The 21,451-nt window shown below is 64.8% G+C and carries 10 protein-coding genes; all 10 read left to right on the forward strand.

What is annotated here, in order from left to right:
- Positions 1–7 precede the first annotated feature (7 nt).
- The gene (locus PAN31117_RS20720; RefSeq protein WP_039396424.1) at positions 8–418 is read left to right on the forward strand and encodes an ExbD/TolR family protein; all 411 of its coding nucleotides are present in this window, start codon (positions 8–10) and stop codon (positions 416–418) included.
- Between the two features lie 10 nt (positions 419–428).
- Positions 429–1,151: an energy transducer TonB family protein gene (locus PAN31117_RS20725; protein WP_150739845.1), complete on the forward strand. Its 723-nt coding sequence runs from the start codon at positions 429–431 to the stop codon at positions 1,149–1,151.
- Between the two features lie 98 nt (positions 1,152–1,249).
- Positions 1,250–3,040, forward strand: a complete 1,791-nt coding sequence (locus PAN31117_RS20730) for a putative porin (RefSeq protein WP_150739846.1) — start codon at positions 1,250–1,252, stop codon at positions 3,038–3,040.
- A 9-nt stretch (positions 3,041–3,049) separates the two neighbouring features.
- Positions 3,050–3,850, forward strand: coding sequence for a hypothetical protein (locus tag PAN31117_RS20735; protein ID WP_150739847.1), 801 nt, complete (start codon positions 3,050–3,052; stop codon positions 3,848–3,850).
- A gap of 102 nt (positions 3,851–3,952) precedes the next feature.
- Positions 3,953–4,552: a YbjN domain-containing protein gene (locus PAN31117_RS20740; protein ID WP_150739848.1), complete on the forward strand. Its 600-nt coding sequence runs from the start codon at positions 3,953–3,955 to the stop codon at positions 4,550–4,552.
- Between the two features lie 233 nt (positions 4,553–4,785).
- Positions 4,786–5,487, forward strand: coding sequence for an STN domain-containing protein (locus tag PAN31117_RS20745; protein WP_150739849.1), 702 nt, complete (start codon positions 4,786–4,788; stop codon positions 5,485–5,487).
- Complete coding sequence (locus tag PAN31117_RS20750) at positions 5,488–6,003, forward strand: RNA polymerase sigma factor (RefSeq protein WP_150666688.1); 516 nt, start codon at positions 5,488–5,490, stop codon at positions 6,001–6,003. It abuts the gene before it with no gap.
- A gap of 76 nt (positions 6,004–6,079) precedes the next feature.
- Positions 6,080–7,129 carry a FecR family protein gene (locus PAN31117_RS20755; protein WP_174991050.1) on the forward strand — a complete coding sequence of 350 codons (1,050 nt, stop codon included), beginning with the start codon at positions 6,080–6,082 and terminating at the stop codon, positions 7,127–7,129.
- A 268-nt stretch (positions 7,130–7,397) separates the two neighbouring features.
- Positions 7,398–21,086: a filamentous hemagglutinin family protein gene (locus tag PAN31117_RS20760; RefSeq protein WP_174991051.1), complete on the forward strand. Its 13,689-nt coding sequence runs from the start codon at positions 7,398–7,400 to the stop codon at positions 21,084–21,086.
- Between the two features lie 124 nt (positions 21,087–21,210).
- Positions 21,211–21,451, forward strand: a 241-nt coding sequence (locus tag PAN31117_RS27350) for a hypothetical protein (protein WP_217429678.1), incomplete at its 3' end; no start/stop codon positions are given.

The following is a 21,451-nucleotide window of genomic DNA, read 5'->3' on the forward strand; positions in this document are numbered from 1 at the left end:
ACGAATCATGGCAAACGCAACGCGATTCGCCGCGAAGAAGCGCGCGGGTGGCATCAACATCACGCCGTTCGTCGACGTGCTGCTGGTGGTGCTGGTGATCTTCATTCTCACGAGTAACGCCAGCATTCCCGGCATCAAGGTCGATCTGCCGAAGGCGAGCTCTTCGGTGGCGCTGGAGAAGCCGAAGACCAAGGCCATCACGGTCGACAACTCGGGGCAGGTGTTTCTCGACGCCTATCCGGTGACGCTTAACGAGCTTGAGGATCGCTTGCGCACGGAAAAGGCAGTCACGCCCGACTTCCCGGTGATCGTGCGCGGCGACGCGCAGGTGCAGTACGCCAAGGTCGTGGAAGTGCTCGACCTGTTGCGTCGCATCGATCTCAATCAGGTCGGCCTCGTGACCGGCAAGCCGCAGTAAGGAGCGCAGCGTGAAACCTCGCGATTTCGCGTCTCGCCTCCCGGTTAAGTCGACGGCTTCCCGCCCGGCGCTCGCGCTCCTGCGGCGTCGTGGCGGACTGATCGTCGGTGCCGTCGTGGTCATCGGTCTGGCAGCGCTCTTCTGGCACCTGCTCACCGACAAGGCCAGCATGCGCCGCGAGGTCAACAGCCCGCCGATGCTCATGCTGCCCCCGCCGCCCCCTCCGCCGCCGCCTCAGGAGAAACCGCCTGAGCCGACGCCGGAGAAGGTCAAGCCGGAGGTCGTAGAGCCCAAGCCCGCCGACCCGGTCGAGCCGCCCAAGGACGACACACCGCCTAGCCCGACCAAGGATCTGGGCGACGCCGTGACGATCAATGGCGACGCGCAGGCCGGTACCGATGCCTTCGGCATTGGCGCGGGCAGCGGCGGCGGCATGACCGGCGGTGGCGGTGGTCTGGGCAGCCGCTCGTACAGCGCCTGGCTCGCCAGTTCGTTGCAACAGGCGTTCGGTCGCGATCAACGCACCCGCACGCTCGCGTTCGACGACGTTCGCATCGATCTCTGGCTCGACGCCGACGGCCGCGCGACGCGTGTGCAACTGGTGCGCGGCACGGGTAGTTCGACCATCGACGAAGCGGTGCTCGCCATGCTGCGCGACTTCCGTGCGGAAGAGAAGCCGCCCGCGTCGCTGCGCTTTCCGCTGGCCATGAGCATTCGGGGACGTCGCCCATGACCGACATCACATGCCACACGGGCCAAGCGGCCGACCGGGCTGAAGCAGACCATCCTTTTTACGCAAAAGTCACACACAAAATGAAAGCACTGGAACGTATGACTGACGGGGGCGCGCGCCGAGGGGCACCCCGTCGCGCCGCCGGCACGGCGGGCGCTGTCGCACTGGCGCTCGCGCTGCTGGGCACCGCCGGACCCGCGCAGGCGCAAGCGCAGGCCGCACCGCAAGAGACCGCGATGGTCAAGCTCATTCGCGGCCTGATCAAGAGCGGCGCGATCGACAAGGCCACCGGCGAAGCGCTGCTCGCGCAGGCCGAGACCGAAGCGTATGCGGCGTCGCAAGCGGCGCAGAAGCAAGCCGCAGCAGCCCCGGCGGGCGCTGCCGTGGCCGGTGCCGCAGCCGGTGCTGGCTTTGCCGCCGAGCCGGGCGACGTGCGCATCCCGTACATCTCCCAGACCACGCGCGACCAGATTCGCGACGAGGTGAAGAACGAAGTCATGGCGCAAGCCAAGACCGAAGGCTGGGCTGCCCCGAACGAAACGCCGGAGTGGACCAAGCGCATTCACATCGAAGGCGATTTCCGTCTGCGTAACGAATCGCGCTTCTATTCCAGCAGCAACACGAACACGCAGATCGACTGGGCGCAGATCAACAAGGGCAACGGCTTCGACGTCAACTCGAACACCAACCTCGCGCTCCCGCCGCTGCTCAACACCACGCAGAACCGTACCAACCAGTTCCGTGCGCGCGCACGCTTCGGCATCTTCGCCGACGTGTCCGAGCAGGTGAAGGCCGGTGTGCGTCTGGCGAGCAGCAACGACGACAGTCCGGTCTCGACCAACAGCACGCTGGGCGGCGGTCTGAACAAGAAGAGTGTCTGGCTCGACCAGATGTGGATGTCGTATCAACCGTTCACGTGGATGAAGGTGACGGGCGGTCGCTTTGCGCCTCCGTACGTCACGAGCGACATGCTGTTCTCGAGCGACCTGAACATCGACGGCATCGCCGCACAGTTCAACAAGGCGCTGCCGACGAACCCGAACGTCGAACTGTTCGGCTCGCTGGGCTTCATCCCGCTGGAATACTCGGGCGACAACTCGCCGTCGAACAGCCAGAGCAAGATGTCGAGCCAGACGAAGTGGATGCTCGGCACGCAGTTCGGCGCGAACTGGAAGCTCGATTCGAAGAACAGCTTCCGCGGCACGGTCGGCTACTTCGACTTCCGCAACATTACGGGGCAACTGTCGTCGCCGTGTGCCCTGTACGCGGGTCAGACGAGCTGCGATTCGGACTGGTCGCGCCCGGCGTTCATGCAGAAGGGCAACACGCTCATGCTGCTGCGTAACATCGCGCTCAACCCGCTCGATCCGGCCAACACCGCGCAGCCGCAGTACGTCGGTTACGCCTCGAAGTTCCAACTGCTCGATCTGTCTGCGCGCTGGGATACGGTGCTCGCTGGCCGCTACCCGCTGCGCTTTGACGTGAACTACATCCGCAACCTGGCCTACAACGAGGGCGAGATGTGGGCGCGCGCGAACGGCGGCATCGTGAACAACTTCGCGGCGGGCACGGCCACGCGCGCGAACTTCAAGAGCGGTCCGAACGCGTACATGTTCCAGGCCACCTTCGGCAAACCGGTCATGGCTGCGCGCGGCGACTGGAACGTGCTGTTCGGCTACAAGCGTATCGAGCCGGATGCTGTACCCGATGCTTACAACGATTCGACGTTCCACGGCGGTGGTACGAACGCGAAGGGTTACTACCTGGGCGGCTCGTACGCATTCGACAAGAACGCCTGGATCACGGGCCGCTGGTTGTCGACGAAGGAAGTCTACGGTCAGCCGTTGTCGATCGACACGCTGCAAATCGAAGTCAACGCGCGATTCTAAGGAGGTGTCATGAGCCAACAGCCCCCGCGCACGGTGTCGCGTCTGACCTCGGGCGCCAAGGTCACGGCAGCGGCGATGCTGCTCGCCGTGAGCTCGGCCGCGCTGGCGCAGACGCCGCAGGGCGCGCCGACGATGGAAGAGCGTCTGCGCACGCAACTGCGCACGACGACGGATCAGCTTCAGCAGGCGAAGAACGAGCTGGCAGCGCTCAAGGCCGGTGGTGCTACCGCCGGTACTGCGGGCAAGGCCAGCAAGGACTCGCCCGAAGCGCTGCGCAAGCAACTCGACGATGCGCAGCAGCAGTTGGCGGCGGAGCGTCAGTCTCGTGAGCGCCTGGCGCAGGACGCCCGTGCTTCGCAGTCGGAAGTGAAGACGATTGCCGATAAGGCCAACACACAGATCTCGCAGTATCGCAATGCGTACGACGAACTGCTCAAGCTCGCGCGTCAGGCCGATGCGCAGCGCAAGCAGCTTGCCGAGGAGACGGCCGCACAACGCGCCGCGCTCAAGCTCGCGCAAGAGAAGAACGATCGTCTGTATGCCGTCGGTCAGGAAATCCTGACGGCCTACGAGACGATGGATGTGGCGACAATCGTGGCGGCACGTCAGCCGTTCGCCGCACAGGCGCGCGTGAAATACGAGCAGATCGCGCAGCAGTACGGCGACAAGCTCTACGAGGGCAAGTTCGACGAGCAGCAAGCGATGGCTGCGGCGTCGGCCAAACCGGCACCGCAAGCGGAGCAGGCAGCACAGCCCGCCCCGTCGGCTCAGGCTGACCCGGCAGCACCGGCGGCACAGACCTCGAAGTAAGACGGCGCGACGGGGCAAGCGTAGCGAGCCACGTCACGCTTTTGCAAAGCGTAATCAGAACGCAGTATCAGATATCAAAAACGGACGTTGAGGACCACTGGCATGAACGAAGAGAACACGATGCAACAAGACAACCACGACGCAGCACAAGCGGCCGCGCCGGTGACGTCAAGCGAGTCGTCACCCCTGGATGTCATCACCTTCATGACGTCCGCACAGGTGGCCGACGCGATTCGTGCCGCCGGTTGCGCCGTCTCGGTTCAGCAAGACGATCTGGTGACGCGTCTGCATAGCGCCAGTCACGGCATTGGCTATCAGGTGCACTGGGGTAATCAGGCTGGCGTCGATCAGTATCTCGACCTGACGCTGAGCTGCCCGCTGCGCATTCAGGGCGGCGATCTGCCTGAAGGACTCATCAACGAATGGCATCGATCACGTCGCTTTGCGCGCGTGGCCGCGCACGGCGAATTCCTCGTGCTGGAGATGGACGTGTTCGTCGCGGGCGGCGTCACGTCGGAATTCCTGCGCTTCTCGATGCGTCTGTGGGTCGAAATGATGGGACAGTTTTTCCTGCATCTGCGCAACTTCACGCAGCAGGCGGCCGGTCAGACCGCCGCGCCGCGTGACGACCTTGCTACGCCGGGCGACGCCCTCGCCGGTGTCGATGCCGCAGAGTCGCAGGCACCGATGACGCTCAACTGAAGCGTCGCCGCGCGGCGCATCAAGCGCGTTTTCCTCTCGAGCCTGGGGACCTCCCCGCGCGGCAGTATCACGTCCAGCAGACGACTGGTTGGCCCGTAGCGCGCTTACTACCCCGTGGGCGCGTTACGGGTTTTTTTCTTTTAGAAGGCGATCCTGCGCATTGTCAAAGCAACGTCACAATCGGACACGAGAATTGTCAGGAATTCTTACAAATCATTAGTGGATCAACGGGGATGCGGAAATCGCCCGCCGGGGTGAGTTGGCTGGCTGGCGTACTGGCGCTTGGGTGGCTCGCGTGTCTGCTGTTCGGTCCGGCCGCCATTGCCCGCACGGATGCGCATGAGACGCAGTCGTTCGATATCCCGGAGCTCCCCTTGAAGGACGCGCTCGCCCGCTTCGACGCGCTCACGCGCATGTCTGTCTTTTACCCGTCGTCGCTGGTGGAAGGCCGTCGTTCGCATGCCGTGTCCGGTATCCACTCCGCGCACGAGGCGCTTGTCGAGATGCTCTCCGGCACCGATGTGACGGCGGAACTGACGGCGGAGAACGCGTTCGTGCTGGCGCCGGTGAATACCCCTGTCTCACAAGATTTGCCGCGTGGAGAGGCGAACGTTGCTGGGAGCTACGACGCAACGTTGCAGAACGTTGTGCTGCGCGCACTGTGCGCGCAGCCGTCGCTCTCGCCCGGCGACTATCGACTGGCAATGACGGTCCAGGTCGGCGCGAATGCGCGGGTCAGCCGGGTACGTCTGCTCGATACCACCGGGGATGCGCGCCGGGACACCGCCATCGTGCAACGGTTGCAGGGGCTTGACGTCGGCCGCGTGCCTGCGGATACGACGCGCCCGTTCGTCATGCTGCTGTTGCCTACGGTGTGCCGCACCGGTCATGTCGCGTGTGTGCAGTCGCCGTGTCAGGCGATGACGGAGCACTAGATGGTCGACACACCGCGCGCCTTCCTGCGTGACCTGCTCGCGCAGCGTTACGAAGATCTCAAACGCAAACTGACCTGGCGGCTGGGCTCGGCCGAGCTGGCGAGCGATGCCCTGCATGACACGTGGGTGCATCTCGACGACCGTGCCGACCGGCAGAGCGACGTGAAGAGTCCAGGCGCCTATCTCATGCGCATCGCCATGAACATGGCGTTCGACCGCGTGCAGCGCGAGCGCCGTTACATGAGCGACGACGAAATCGACGCGCTCATGACCGAATTCGTCGATCCGACGCCGGGGCCTGCGCAGACCATCGAAGCGCGCGACGACATCGCGACGCTCGAACGTCTGTTGGCCGATCTGCCACCGCGCCGCCGCGCGATCTTCATCGCGGTGCGCGTCCATGAAATGTCGAACGAAGACGTGGCGCGCCGCTTCGGCGTGTCGCCACGTCTCGTCGGTCTTGAACTCAAGCGTGCGCATGAGTACTGCATGGCGCATATGCCGAGGTCCGAATGAACCGGGGATTGCCGATGGCGCGCGGCAAAACCGTCTCAGCAAAGGAGACCTTCCGTCTCATGCGAGAGGTGACGCCATGATGTCCCGACCCGATACCCCGTTGCCGCACAAGCGGCGTCTCGATGCCACCGAACGGCAGGCGATGAGTTGGGTGCGACGTATGGCATCCGGCGAGATGACGCACGCCGACGGCGACGCGCTGCGCGAGTGGGCGCGGCGCGATCCGAAGCACGCGCAGGCGCTGGCAAACGCACAGCGTCAGTGGAAGCAACTGACGCAGGCGGCGCAGCAATCGGCAGCGGCTGAGGCGGTGGTTGCCGCATGTCCGGCCCCGTCGCGCAAAGCAAAGACCAAAACGAAGACCGAGCGGGATACCGGACGTGGTTTCGATCCGCGTCGCCGCTGGATCCTGGCAGGTACAGCAGGCGCATTCGCAACGGCCGCCGGCGTGGTCGTCATCGGCGCGCCACTCGGGCTGCTGCCCAGTGCTGCATCGATTCACGCCGACTACAGCACCGGGACCGGTGAGCAGCGCACCGTCGCGCTGGCGGGCGATGTCTGCGTCGAAATGAATACGCGTACGAGCGTGGCACTTCGTACCGGCGGCGCAGCGTCCGGTACGCCGGGCATAGACTTGCTGAGCGGCGAAGCCGCAGTAGACACCACGCTGGCGTCGCGCCCGTTCGAAATCGTGGCGGGCGCGGGACGCACGATCGCGCATCACGCACGTGTCGAAGTGCGCAACGTGGCCGACAAGGTCTGCGTTACCTGTATCGAAGGCGCGGCGGATGTTGTCCATACGGCCGGACGCGTCACGCTGCGTGCCCGTCAGCAACTCGTGTACGACGCGCGCAGCCTGCAATCGCTGGTCAATGTCGACGCCAACGCCATGCCTGAATGGCGCGACGGCTATCTGCGCTTTGCCGAGGTGCCGCTGGGGGATGTGATCGACGAGATCAACCGTTACCGTCCGGGGAAAGTCGTACTCGTGAACGACAAGATCGCCGCGCGTCCGGTGACCGGGCGCTTTGCGATCCGCTCGCTCGATGTGGCACTCGGTCAGATCGAGCACTCGCTGAGTCTGTCGGCACGCACGCTGCCCGGTGGCATCGTGTTGCTCGGTTGATGGGCTTGGATCCCCTCAGTCGCCACAGTCTTCGAACGCCCGGCGCCGGGCGTTCGCCGTGACGGTTCGGTCATGTCACGAAAGATTCAAATAAATCCTTGCCGATTGGCCTGCGTCGAAGGGTCTTAGTCCCGAGAGCGTCAAGTGTTCCTTTCGCATTCCTATGCATGGAACGTTTGGACGAAAACCTGCCAGAGGCTGTTCGCTGGCGTTGTCGCGAGACACCGCCCCACAGCCGCACCAGATGACAGACGGGATTGAAACCATCATGCGTAAGCGCGTAGCTTCTTCTTCGCCCTCCGTGCCCTCCTTGCCACTGCGCGTGCTGCGCATCCGCCCGCTCGCGCAGGCTGTCGCGGTGTTCGCCGCGAGCAGCGCCATGATCGGCGCAGCCCACGCGCAACAGGCGTTCAGCAGTGCGTGGTTCGCCGCGCGCGGCGCTGCGCAGACCACGGCGGCGCAAACGGGACGTCTGCCGAACGGCATGCCCGTCTCGTCGCTGCAAAACCCGGGTGAGCAGCAGCAACGCGCCAATCAGGCGTTGCAGAACTCCATCGCGAATCTCGCCACGGCTGCGCAAGGCATTGCCGCGATGCAGGCCGCGCAGACGGCGGCGCGTCAGGCAGCCGCTGCGTCTCCGGAAACGATTCCCGACGGTCTCACCGAAGGCGGCCTGAAGGTCGACACAAACAGCCTCACTGCGGGCTGGATCAATGCAAAGAAGGACATCGCGCAATCGCGCGACGCCGCAGGCAACACCAACGTCAAGATCGAGCAGACGGGCGAGAAGGCCATTCTGAACTGGGAGACGTTCAACGTCGGGCGTCGCACGACGGTCGAGTTCGCGCAGCAACCGGGCTGGGCGGTGCTTAACCGCGTGAACGATCCGAGCGCGCGCCCGAGCCAGATTCAGGGGCAGATCAAGGCGGATGGCACGGTCGTGATCGTCAACCGCAACGGCATTCAGTTCACGGGCACTGCGCAGGTCGATACGCGCAATCTCGTCGCGGCCGCCGTCGGCATGACGAACGACCAGTTCAATCGCGGCATCTACGGCACGGCACTCGCCGGTGCGACGGTGCCGACGTTCGCCAACGACCTGAACGTGACCGGTTCGGGCTTCTCGCACACCGGAGCGACGGCCAATGTGGTGGTCGATGCCGGTGCGCGCATCAACACGCGCAAGCCGCAATCGGTGACCGAGGGCGGCGGCTATGTGCTGCTGCTCGGGCGCGAAGCGCATAACCGGGGCACGATCGTTACGCCCTCGGGCCAGACGGTGATCGCAGGCGGCGACGCGTTCGTCATCCGTCGCGGCATGGGCACGGACGGCAATCCGAACTCCAGCACGCGAGGCAACGAAGTCGACCCGCGTTTGCTCGCGGGATCGACGGCCGGACGCGTCAGCAACGGCGGTTTGATTCAGGCCCCGCTGGGCGATATCTCGCTGGTGGGGCGACAGGTCGAGCAAAGCGGCGTGCTGGTCACCACGACGTCCGTCAACACGCGCGGCACGATTCACCTGACGGCGGTCGGTGACACGAACGCGCTGGTGCGTGTAGCACCGGGCGCACTGAATGCCATCGTGCTCGATACGTCCGGCGATACTGCGCTCGACGTGCAGCGCTCCACGTTGCTTGCCGACACGGCGAAGGTCGCGGAATCGGGTCTGTACAACCGTCGCGATCAGTCACTGGTGCAGATCGTCTCGTCGGGCGACGTTCTGCTCGACAGCGATACGCTAACGCTGGCGACCGGCGGGCAGATCAACGTGGCAGCGACGCGTCGCATGCTCGCGATGGAGCGCGCCAAGCTCGACGTGTCGGGCGCGGTCGGCGTGCAGGTGGCGATGGCGTCGAACAACCTCGAAATCAGCGTGCAGGGCAACGAGCAACGCGATGCGCCGACCAACCGCGATTCCGCTCTGCTCAACAACCAGACGCTCTTCATCGACCGTCGCTATCTGGTGCGCGTGCCGGCAGGCACGCAAGGCTTCACGACCGACCGCTGGTACACGGCGGGCGGTCTGCTCGAAGTCAGCGGCTATCTCAACACGGCGCAACACGGCATCGGCGAATGGGCGGCGCAGGGCGGTACGGTGCAACTGGGCGGCGCAGAGGTCGTGACGCGCGCCGGTTCGCTGATCAATCTGGCGGGCGGCACGCTCGACGTGCAGACGGGGATGATCCGTCAGAGCTGGCTGCGCGGCGAAGACGGGCAACTCTATCGCGCGGACAATGCGCCGGGCGATTTGCGCTATCTGGGGGTGTATCGCGGCTTTGAGGTCACGCATGCGCGCTGGGGTAAGGGTACGACCGAAGCGTTCGAGACCCCGTTCATTGCGCCAGGGCAGCGGCTGGAGAACGGGTACACGGTCGGCCGCGACGCGGGGCGTCTGATCATCGCCGGGGTATCGGCGGTACTCGAAGGCGATGTGGACACGACGGTCTATCAGGGACCACGTCAGACGCAGGCCGCTGACCGGGGACTGTACGACGGCTATCTGCAATCGCAACTCGCTGCACCGCGTGGCGGGCAACTGATCGTCGGCAAGCTCACGCCGTACTACGACGACGTGGCACTCGCCTTGCGCGACAGCCCGTCGGCCCTCGTTCGCACCATCGACGTGGGGTCCGTGCAGGCGTTAGCGGCGGACATCGCACTCGATGCGGCGATCGATCCGAAGCGCGCGGGCAGGATCTCGCTCGACGCCAATTGGATCAATCGTCAGAACTTCGGTGCCGTGAAGCTGATGGCGACCGAACGACTGACGCTGGGCGGCGACCTTCGTGTTGCCGATGGTGGCGATGTCGGTCTGCATGCCACGCGCGTGGAACTCAACGCTAACGTGACAGCGCGCGGCGGTGCGATTGCTGCGGGTAACATCCTGAATCAGATGCTCACGATCACCAGCAACGGTGTCTGGACCGACATGCCGGTTGCCGACACTGCTGTCGTCGGCGGTGAGCAGTACGTCACGGTAGCAGGCGGTGCGACCCTCGATGCACGGGGCCTGTGGAGCCGGGCGGACGATGGCGAAGCGGGCATTCATGGCCTGCCGTATGTCAACGGCGGCAGTGTGCTGCTCTCCAGTTCGGGCGACGTAAGGTTGCTGCCGGGGAGTGTCGTCGATGTGTCGTCGGGCGCGGCGTTGTTGTCGAACGGCACTGTGCGTGGTGGCAAGGGCGGCAGCGTCTCGCTGCTGGCCAGCCAGTACGACCTGAACGGCAAGCGGTATGGCGAGTTGCACGTCGATGGCACGTTGCGCGCCTATGGCGTGAACGGCGGCGGTACGCTCAAGCTCGACACGGGCAACGGCGTGGTCATCGGCGGGCCGGGGCTTCAGACCGCGGGGTGGCTTGCCCCCGGCGAGTCCGTACCGTTTAACGTCATGCTGCTGGAGGACTACACAATCAAGGCGGGCACCGTCGCGCCGGTCGACTACAAGCAGACGATTTCACGCGTGATGCCGGGGCAGACACTCACCACCGCACCGGCTATCACCGCCGACGCGCCGGTAACGCTCGCCGCCGACTGGACCGTGCCTGCGGGGGCGTCGGGCACCTTTTTTGCTTACGCACCGAGTGGCCGCGCCTACAGTTCGGGGCAGGTCGTGCCTGCGGGCACCGTTATCGTGCGCACATTCGGCACCGTCGCGCCGGACTATATGCTTCCGGGTAACGTCTTCCCGGCGGGCATCCCTGTCGTGCCGTACAACGTTGTCGCCAAGGCAGGCACGCCGCTGCCGTTCGACGTGACGCTGACCAAGGGGGATGTCGTCCCCGTCGGGCTGACCGTGACGGAGACGGTGCGGGTGGCATCGCCTACGGTCTTGAGTGCAGATCTGTTCTCCACCGGTTTCTCGCGCTATGACGTCACGGGCCAGCTTGGCGTGTCTGTGGCCGACAATGCGCGTCTGAACGTCGTGATGCCGGTGTTGTACGCGGACAAGCAGGCCGCGCAGGACGCCGCGAGCGGCAGCGATCCGTCTCGCGTATTGCGCACGTATCTCCCGCCGGTCTGGCAGAGCGATGCGGCGAAGGGCACTGTCACGCAACGCGGCGGTGCCGATCTCGCGCTCAACGCAGGGACGGTCTACAAGCGCTCGCCGCTGGTCGTGGGCGAAGGTGCGCGCATCGACGTCGATCCGGGGCGCAGCATCGCGCTCACGGGCAACGATCAGATCACCCTGCTCGGTGGGTTGTACGCGGCCTCGGGGACGGTCAGCCTGTTGCGCGGTGCCTTCGGCACGGGCAGTGACGTCGATCGTCCCGACGGTGCATTTACGGCGCGCTCGATCTGGCTCGGCGGTCATTCCGTGATCGACGTGGCAGCCAGACCGTTCGTGGCGCAGGACGCATCCGGTGCATACAACGGCCGAGTGGCCGCTGGCGGCACGATCCAGATCGGCGCAAAGTACACACCGGGGGCGACCAAGGTCGACGCCGCAGACGCTTACGTCATCGTTCGCCCCGGTGCGAGGCTCGATGCGTCGGGCGCGTCGGCGGACGTCGACGTACCGGGCCAGGGCCGCACGCATGTGACGAGCAACGGCGGCGTGATTTCGCTGGCCTCGGCACGGGGCCTGTATCTCGACGGTGAAATGATCGCCGCGTCGGGGGGCGCGGGCGCTGCGGGCGGGACGCTGAATCTGGTGCTTGAGACGCTTGCCTACGGACCTGTCGACCGTCTCACGTTCAAGGATGCCGCCGTGGAAGACGCGGTTCGCGTCGCGCACGAGATGGTCGTTGCGCAAACGCAGGGTCCGAGCACGCTGTCGGACACGCTGAGCGCGGGCGCGGTCGGCGGCGGGCTCGCGATGGGAACTGCGCTTATCGGGGTAGATCGCGTCAAGGCTGGTGGCTTCGACAATCTCGCGCTGCTGGCCAACGGCATGATCGACTTCGACGGTAGCGTCGACCTGTCGCTGGGACAAAGCGTGCGGTTGACGGCGAATTCCTTCGGTCTGGCAGCGAACGCGGCCCCCGGGAGCGTGGTGAAGATTGCCGCGCCGTATGTGCAATTGGCTGGGGCCACGCGCACGCAGGGTGAAAACGAGATCATGCCCAATGCGGTCGTGGGCTCGAAGAATCAGGGGAAGGGGGGTGGTGCGCTCGGACTTCCGGCGCAGGACCGCAATGCAAAGTTCGAGGTCGATGCATCGATTATCGATCTGTCCGGTCCGATGCAATTCGGCACGGCAGGGACCATCGAGACGAACACTGCACCGATCGAAGTCCGGCGACTCGCATTTGGCGATGTCGCGCTGCGCAGCCGTGGCGACCTGCGGCTTCTCGACAAGACGACGTTCTACGTTCCGGGCGATCTGACGCTTGCCGCCGCCCAGATCTATCCTGTCTCGGAAGCCACCGCGACCATCGTCGTGGGGCAGCGCACCTATGTGAACGAGCAGTGGCAGACGATCGAAACGCGATTCGACCCCGAGCGCAAGTTGACCATCGAGCGCGTGGGCAACGCGCTGCCTGCACAACCTTATTCGCTCTTCGGCAATCTGACGCTCGCCGCGCCGAATATCTTGCAGGGCGGGGTGTTACGCGCCCCGATGGGTTCCATCACGTTTGGCACCTCCAGCAATCCCCAGAACATCGGTTTGCTGCGTCTGCTACCGGGCAGTGTCACGTCGGTGAGTGCCGCAGGGCTGACGATGCCCTTTGGCGGCTCGCTCGACGGCCTGAGCTATCTCAATGCCGGTGTCGATGCGAAATATGCGCTGGCAGGTGCAGGGCCATCGATTGCTGTGTACGCGCACTCGGTGGGCGTGGACGATGGCGCGGTCATCGATTTGTCGGGCGGTGGCGAGATTCGCGGGGCGGCATTCCTTAGCGGACGTGGCGGCTCGATCGATGCGCGACTCTCGCCGCTCATGCAGGTGGTGCAGACCGGCAACAAGGCCAGCTTCACGCTGCCGTCCCTGTCGTCCAATCCGGTCTACGCCATCGTTCCCGGCGCACAGTCGGTCTATGCGCCTATCGTTGGCGACAACGGTGCGGGCGCACCGCTCATCGGTCAGCAGATCACCATCGGAAATGGTGTGCCGGGACTGCCTGCCGGAACCTACACGCTGCTGCCATCGACGTTCGCACTGCTGCCCGGCGCGTATCGCGTGGAGTTGCAACCGGGGACGACTGCACCGGCCGGTCTCGCACCGCTCGCAATGCGCAACGGTTCGCTCGCGCTCTCCGCACAGTTGAGCGTGAACGACACCGGGATTCGCAGCGCCACGCCTACGCGGGCCGTGCTCACGTCCGCAGACACCCTGCGTAAGTACTCGCAGTACAACGAGATGAGCTACGCCGATTTCGCGCGGGCCGCGTCTGCCCGCGATGGCGTCCCCCGCTCGCTGATCGAGGCGGATGCAAAGCGTCTCGACTTCTATTTCCTGCCGCGCACCTACATAGGCGCAATCGATGGACTTCCGTCACTGCGCTTCGAAGGTCGCGCCGACGTCACGCGCGGCAAGGACGGTTACGGCGCCAGCGTCCTCGTCGGCTCGCCGTCTGGCGGTAGCTTCGAAATTCTCGGCCCGAATGCCACGCCTACGGTGGGCAATAACGGACTCGTGTCACTCTATGCCAAGGACCTGAACGCAATCGGTGCGGCGCGACTGGCGATCGGCGCGTTGCCCGAAGTGCTCAAGGGCACGGGAGGCCCTTTGGAGGCCGCCACTGCATCGTTCGATCTCATCGGTCGCGGCAGCGTGTACGACGTGGTGCTGCGCGGCGGTGCTGTCTTGCGGGCTGGCGAGGTGTTCATCGTCACGCAAGCGCCGACGCGCGGTATCACCATCGAGCAGGGCAGCGGCATCAACACGCTCGGCTATGGCATGCAGATGTGGGATGCGTCGAACGGTTATACCTACGCACCGGGTAAGGCGGGCGTGCTGGCCGTGTCCAACGGCCGCATTGCCATGCTCGCACCGACCCCGACGGCCGCCACCGACTCGTTCGGTTCGGGCTACATCGATCTGGGCGTCTGCACGGCGGGCGCAGCGTGCTCCGGCGAATCGTTGTTGCTGTCCGAGGGTTCCATCGCGGTAGCAACGGATAAGCGCTTCACGATCACGGACGCCGTGCGCTATGGCACGCGTCAACTGTCGCTTTCCGTCGGGCGGGTGAACGTGGGCGAGCAGGCTTCGCTCGATGCGCTGGCGGCCAACGGGCGACTCGCCGAGGGGCTGACCCTCAATCAAACTGTGCTTTCTCGCCTGCTGCGCGGCGACACGACGTACGGCGCACCGGCGTTGCAGAGCCTGTCGCTCATCGCCCGCGATTCGATCAATTTCTACGATTCCGTCGAACTGTCCACCATCGACGCGACCACTGGCAAGTCGACCATCGACACGCTCGTGCTCGGCACTCCCGCGATCTTCGGCTACGGATCGAGCGATGCGCTGGCGCGTATTCGCACGGATCGACTGGTCTGGACCGGCTCGAAGGCCCCGGCGAGCAGTGTGGTTGCCGGTGGCGCGGGAACCGGCAGCGGTCGGCTTGCGATCGAGGCGCGTGAGATCGAGTTCGGTTTTGGGCCCGCCACGCAGCCCGACGTCAACAACACCATGAATCGTCTCGCGGTCGGGTTCTCGACGGTCGAGCTCAAGGCGAGCGAACGTGTCACGGCCAACCAGAAGGGCAACCTGTCCGTGTATCGGTCGCAAGACGGCTGGAACGACCAGACGCACGCCTATGACTACAGTGGCGGCGATATCGTCATCGATACGCCGGTACTCACGGGTGCGGCGGGCTCGGTCAATCGCTTCGATGCGGGCGGCAACATCACGGTCGCCAATGCAAGCGCACGGGCGAAGCCTGTGGTTGGCAACGACCAGCTGGTCGGCGCCCTCGGGGCGGAAGTCGGGCTGAAGTCCGGTGGCGCGGTACACGTCGATACGAACATTGTGCTGCCGAGCGGTCGCCTGCGGGTGGACGCAGCAGGTGACATTACCCTCGGCGACAGCGCGCAACTCGATCTCGCAGGGCGCAAGCTCCAGTTCTTCGATGCGACCAAATACAGCTGGGGCGGCGACGTGTTGCTGTCCAGCGAGCAAGGTAGTGTGCGTCAGGCCGGTGGGTCGGTCATCGATCTGTCTGCCGTAGAGAACCGTGCAGGCAAGTTGTCCGTGACGGCAGTGGGCGCGACGGGCGGGGACGTCTCGCTCGCAGGCAAGTTACTCGGCAGCGCGACAGGCATGTACGACGCAGGCGGCACGCTGGTCCCGTTCAGCGCGGGCGGCATCGATGTGCGGGCGCAGCGCATCGATGGCTTCACCGCATTGAACTCACGTCTTAGCGAAGGGGGCGTGTTCGGCAGCCGCAGCTTCCAGATCAAGCAGGGCGATCTCGTCGTCGGCGACGAACTCAAGGCGCGCGAAATTACGCTGTCGGTCGACGGCGGACGACTCGATATCGTCGGGCGGGTAGATGCGAGCGGTAAGCAGGTGGGGAGCATCCGGTTGTCGGCGCGTGATGGTGTCAACGTCGGCGGCAATGCAACGCTTGATGCACACAGCACTACGCTTCGACTGGACAGCTACGGTCAGCCTATCGAGGCGTCGAACCGTGCCGTTGTCGAAATCAATGGCGGCGACGGGCGGGTTGTGCTGGCCGATGGCGCGCGTATCGACGTGCGCGCCGGGACAAACGGCACGCCGCTCAATGTCGGCACTGTAGAGATCAGCGCCAAACGCCTTGGGTCGAATGGGGCGGGTAATGCGACGGGCAACGACATCGCCATCGATGCGGGCGGCAACGTCGTGATCGACGGTGCGCGCTCGATTACCGTCAACGGCATGCAGCGCGATGCCAATGCGCGTCCGGGCGCCGACGTTTCGGTCGACGGACGGCCGTATCAGATCATCGATCAGGATTATCTCGACACGCTGCACGGACAGAACGAGACGTTCATGTCCAATGCGCTGGCTAACGGCGCATTGCTCACGCGACTTGCTGGCCTGCGTCGTTATACCGACGCTTTCCATCTGCGACCGGGCGTCGAGATCGTGAGCGCCACGCCTGAGGGCGACCTGCACATCGATGGCGACATCGACATGTCTCGCTATCGCTACGCGAGTCTGAATCCGAACACGCAGAAGACCGGTGTGTATGGCAGCGGCGAAGCCGGGGCGCTGACCATTCGTGCGGGCGGCAACCTCGAAGTGTTCGGCAGCGTGAATGACGGCTTCGACACGAGCAAGCTGACCACGACGTCCTCGGACAACAAGGGCTGGGTGCTCACCAGCGGCAAGGCTGGCTGGGGCGGCGACGCCGTGGTTCCCGTGGGCGGTCTGGTCACCCTCGCAGCAGGGACGACGTTCCCGGCGGAGCGACAACTCAATTACGACATCTCGATCGAAGCCACCACGCTCCCGGGCGGCACACGTTTGCCGGGGCAGGCGACGTTGACGGCCGATCTGACCTTCCCCGCAGGCACGGTACTGGGTGGTGCGGTGCGCGATGCGTCCGGCAACGTGGTGTACGCGGCGGGTTCGGTACTCACGTCGAGCGTGACGCTCACGCGCGACATGAAGCTGGACGCTGGCGTGCTGCTGCCCGGCGGCGCGTCGGTCGCCGCGATGATCTGGCCCGCAGGCAAGGTGCTGCCCACGACCTTCGTGCTGGCCAGCGATCTGGCGATGAAGAAGGGCGCGATCATCCCGGCAGAAACGACCGTCAAGCTGCCGAACGGCGCGACGTTCGTCAACGTGCGTCCTGCCGATGCCGACGGTATTCAGGGACAACTGCTTGCGCTCGCGCCGATGCTGCAGCCCGGATCGGCGTCGTGGTCGATGCGACTGGTCGCCGGTGCTGACCTTGCGGCCGCCGATCCGCGTGCACTGCGTCCGTCCGCCGCGAACGGCCATCTGGTGCTTTCGGACACGCATTACGGGATGGGGGAGAAATCGGTGCAGATCCCGGGCACGGGTAGGCCCGGTGTGTATCGCTGGGGGAGTGACGCGGCGTGGTTCTTCGGTACGAACCCGGGGGATCCGATCACTGCGCAGGAGCTCGCGGACTACGGCATCAATTCCGACGCCGATGTGGGCTTCTGGAACGACATGGGCGACATGATTCAGATCGTCACACCGGGAATTCCTGCGCAATTCGAAATGAAAGCCAGCCCGGCGCGCGAGCCGATCTTCAGTGTGGTGCGCACCGGCACGGGGGATCTCGATATGCTCGCGGGCGGAAACTTCACGATGAACTCGCCGTACGGCGTTTATACGGCAGGCACGCAATCGCGAGATGTGGCGGCCGCTTATAACCTGGCCCGGTCCAAGGTGAAAAACGCGGCGGTGCTGGGACCGGACGGCGGCGAGTTCGAAAAGTTCGTCGACGGCAATGCGCAGAGCCTGTATTCGGCCTGGTATCCGGAGCACGGCGGCAATCTCTTCGTGCGCGCGCAGGGCGACATTCGTGGCGATACGATCGGCACGTCCGATAGCTACCGACGCCCGAATGCGACGGGGTTCGGCGACCCGCGTCAGGTCACCGATTCGGGCAACGTCGGTAGCTGGTTGTGGCGACAAGGCTCAGGTTCCGTGATTCCGACTGGCGGTGTGCCGACCGCATGGTGGGTGAACTTCGGAACCTACACGGCGGGCAAGCAGAGCGGTTCCGCAGAGTTCGAGACGGCACCGTTCCTGCAAGGCTTCACCGGGCTTGGAACGCTCGGCGGTGGCAACGTCGTGCTTGAGGCGGGCGGCAACGCGGGAATGCTCGAATCGCGGATGGGACCGGGCAATACCGAAGGCCCACGTGCGCTGGCACGAAGCGAGGGGCTGAACGTCTCTGTGGCCAGTACCGGCCGTGTCTCGACCGATGGCTCGCAGATCCTGCTCACCGGTGGGGGCGATCTGGACGTGCGCATCGGCGGTGGCCTGAATCCGGTGCGCGAGGTTCGCGCCGTCGCGCCGGCCAATAGCCCGATTACCGATCTGTCCACATGGGGTATCGGCAATCTCGCACTGAACGGAGCGTTCACCAACCTGCGTGGCGCGACACGCGTTGAAGCCGGGGCGCTGGGTGGGTTCGACGCCATCTTTGGCGGCACCGACGTGAGCGAGTCGCGCGCACGCGACCCTTACGTCGCGCAGCGCGGTATCGGCACAGGTGGACCGTCGCTCGTGCTGGGCGACTCGACGGCACGTATCGACACGCGTGGCGATCTGGTGATCGGCGGTTACGGCGATGCCACGCGCACGCAGCAACGAAACAACGGGACCCCGTTCTCCGTGAACGGCACCGCGTACTCCGGCGAGGGCATCAGTTGGTTCACGCTCTGGACGCCCTCGACGGCCATCGACCTGTTCAGCGCGGGCGGCAATCTGGTGCCGATTACGGCGTTGGGGGATCGCAGCCGTCTCGGGATGAACTATTCGGCCACCGATGGGCGCTTCGTGTTGCCCGCCACATTGCGTGCGGTGGCGGCCAGCGGGAGCATCTTCAACGGTTACTCGGCGACGGGCATTATTGGCGAAGATTCGCTCCCGTCCCGTGGCGACACACCGGTATTGCTGGCACCGGAGCCGGTCAGTTCCCTGTTCAAAGTCGCTGCCGACGGCGGCGCGCTGGAGATGATCGCAGGCAAGTCGTTGTACAGCTCCGGCTACGCGATCAGCCGCTCGGCGGCGGATCCGACAGCGTTGCCCACCGCGCAGAATCCGGCGTTCGCGGGCGGGGTGCTCGCCACCTGGTTCGGTCGTAAGTTCCTGACCAACGTCCGGCAAGATGCGCTGGCACCGGGGTTCATGCTGCTCCCCTTCAGCCAGGATTCGCTTGATCGTTTCCCGATGTTCAGCCTGACACCGGCGACCGTCTCGGGGTACGACTTCAGCGGCATCTCGCCCGCACGCTTCTACGCGCTGACCGGCGACATCGTGGGACTTCAAACCGGTGGCATCAACTATCGCGGCACCGTCTTGCCGCAACCGGGGACGGAGGCGAACTGGTACGAGGGCAACGGTGCGGTCGCCATCCGGGCGGGCAGAGACATCGTCAACTCGGGCACACCGCTCGGAACGTTCCTGTCGACCAACGGCAATTTCGCCGGCTGGTACACCATTCCGGACTTCCAGGATCCGGTGAACAATCCGGGCAGGCCACAACCGAGAACCAGTGCAACGACACGGGGCAACCTGATCGTGCAGAACTCACCGGACGATATTTCCGTCGTCTCGGCTGGGCGCGATATCCGGTATAGCTCGTTCTACGTGGCCGGTCCGGGCTTGCTCGAGGTGACGGCTGGACGCGACATTCTCATGGGCGACAAGGCCGAGCTGCGCAGCCTCGGGGCGCTGACCAACGTCACGTCGGGCGACCGGAGCAACGGTGCCGGGATCGCCGTGGCAGCGGGCGTCGGTCCGAAGGGGCTCGACGGCATCGACTTCCGGGCGTTCGCTTCCCGTTATCTGGATCCGGCGAATCTGGCCGAAGCGGCACGTCCGTTCGCCGATCAGCCGGGTAAGGCGGTCGTGGTGTATGGCGGTGAGATGACGTTAAGCGGCTGGCTGAAACAGGAGTTTGGTTATGTCGGCGATGCGAGCGGTGCCGAGGCCTATCTCGTCAACAAACAGGCCGAGCTCGACGCTGCGAGCAAAGCGGCGGGTAATGCCGTGGCTGTTGCCAAGCGCGATCTGCGAAACGAATACGCGCAGCAAAGCAATCTGTATCTCGTGAACTGGCTGACCCGACGTTTTGGCGATGCATCGGTGCGCTACGGTCAGAGCATTCGTTTCGATGCGGCGTCGATGGATGCGCGTCAGTTCTTCGACGCGCTTGCGCCGGAGCAACAGCGTGCCTATCTGCGTGACGTCTATTTCGCCGAACTGCGTGCGTCCGGCCGGGAGTACAACGACGCGAGCGGTCCGCGAGAGGGCAGCTATCTGCGCGGTCGAGAAGCCATTGCGACCTTGTTCCCGACGACCGACGCGACGGGCGCGGCACGGCAGTACGACGGCGATCTGACGATGTACAGTAGTGCGGCGTATTTCCTCCAGAACATGAATCGTGTGTCCACGACGCGCCCGCAGGCGGGGGTGAAGTATTTGACGCAGGCGCAGTGGGCCGCGCGAGGCAGTCCGGCGACGGGCGTGCCGCACTACGAAGTGCAGGATGCCGGGATCCACACCGACTTCGGTGGCGGCGTGAGCGTTCTCACACCGGGCGGGCGGACACTCGTCGGTGTGGATGGCGGCTTTGTACCGGAAGAAGGGTCGGGGATTCTGACGCAGGGCAGGGGCAACGTCGATCTGTATTCGCTCGATAGCATTCTGCTGGGACAGAGCCGTATCTTCACGACGTTCGGTGGGCACATTCTTGCGTGGTCGGCGCAAGGCGATATCAACGCCGGTCGCGGCTCGAAGTCCACCGTCGTCTATACGCCGCAACGCCGGGTGTATGACGGGCTCGGTATTGTTTCGCTTTCACCGACGACGCCGAACACGGGAGCCGGCATTGCGACGCTGGCACCGATCCCCGAGGTGCCGCCGGGCGACATTGATCTGATTGCACCGTTGGGAACGGTCGACGCGGGCGAAGCCGGGATTCGGGTGTCGGGTAACGTGAACGTTGCGGCATTGCGTGTGATGAATGCCGAGAACATTCAGGTGCAGGGCAAGTCGGTGGGTATCCCGACGGTCGCTGCGGTCAATGTCGGTGCGCTGACGAATGCGAGCGCGACAGCGGCGCAAGCGGCGTCGGCCGCTCAGGAGGCGATGGCTCGTGATCGGGCGGCATCGAGGCAGAATCAGTCGTCCATCTTTAGCGTGCGCATGTTGGACGCAGGGGCGCAAACCGACAGCACAGGTAAGCCGCGTGCGGATGCTGGCAAGATGTTCCGCTACGATCCGGCGTCGCCTGTGCAGGTGGTTGGCCAGATGAATCTGTCCGAGTCCCAGTTACAGGCGCTGACCCCGACGGAACGGAAGAACCTGATGCGTTGATCGTTCCTGACATGGAGAAGGACCGACCGCTCTATATATAGGGAGAGCGGACGGTCCTCGAAGGGTGCCCAGCAGGCCCGTGCAACGGGCTTGCTGGGCACCCTTCGTTTGGGCGGCGGATGGCGTGGACACGCAAGATTCTTGCGATCTTAAAAATAATTTCACAAAGGGCTTGCGCTCGCTGTCGAACGTCATTAATATTCCGTCTCTCGCAACGACAGCGGCGCAGCGAAAGCAGCGAAGCGGTTGGGGCGACGGGCTGGAAAGCCCGGTGGTTAGTGGTTTTCGAGCAGGTGAGTCGCTAAGGCGGCGAACGAAGAAAGCGAAAAAAACTGTTGACGACGACGAGAAGCTGCGACATAATC

The organism is Pandoraea anapnoica (assembly GCF_902459765.1).
Lineage (GTDB): Bacteria > Pseudomonadota > Gammaproteobacteria > Burkholderiales > Burkholderiaceae > Pandoraea > Pandoraea anapnoica.

Excerpts from the sequence above, each read along its gene's own strand:
- PAN31117_RS20760 (WP_174991051.1), top strand. The coding sequence starts at position 7,398 with ATGCGTAAGCGCGTAGCTTCTTCTTCGCCCTCCGTGCCCTCCTTGCCA.
- PAN31117_RS20730 (WP_150739846.1), top strand. The coding sequence starts at position 1,250 with ATGACTGACGGGGGCGCGCGCCGAGGGGCACCCCGTCGCGCCGCCGGC.
- PAN31117_RS20750 (WP_150666688.1), top strand. The coding sequence starts at position 5,488 with ATGGTCGACACACCGCGCGCCTTCCTGCGTGACCTGCTCGCGCAGCGT.
- PAN31117_RS20720 (WP_039396424.1), top strand. The coding sequence starts at position 8 with ATGGCAAACGCAACGCGATTCGCCGCGAAGAAGCGCGCGGGTGGCATC.
- PAN31117_RS20755 (WP_174991050.1), top strand. The coding sequence starts at position 6,080 with ATGATGTCCCGACCCGATACCCCGTTGCCGCACAAGCGGCGTCTCGAT.
- PAN31117_RS20740 (WP_150739848.1), top strand. The coding sequence starts at position 3,953 with ATGAACGAAGAGAACACGATGCAACAAGACAACCACGACGCAGCACAA.
- PAN31117_RS20745 (WP_150739849.1), top strand. The coding sequence starts at position 4,786 with ATGCGGAAATCGCCCGCCGGGGTGAGTTGGCTGGCTGGCGTACTGGCG.
- PAN31117_RS20735 (WP_150739847.1), top strand. The coding sequence starts at position 3,050 with ATGAGCCAACAGCCCCCGCGCACGGTGTCGCGTCTGACCTCGGGCGCC.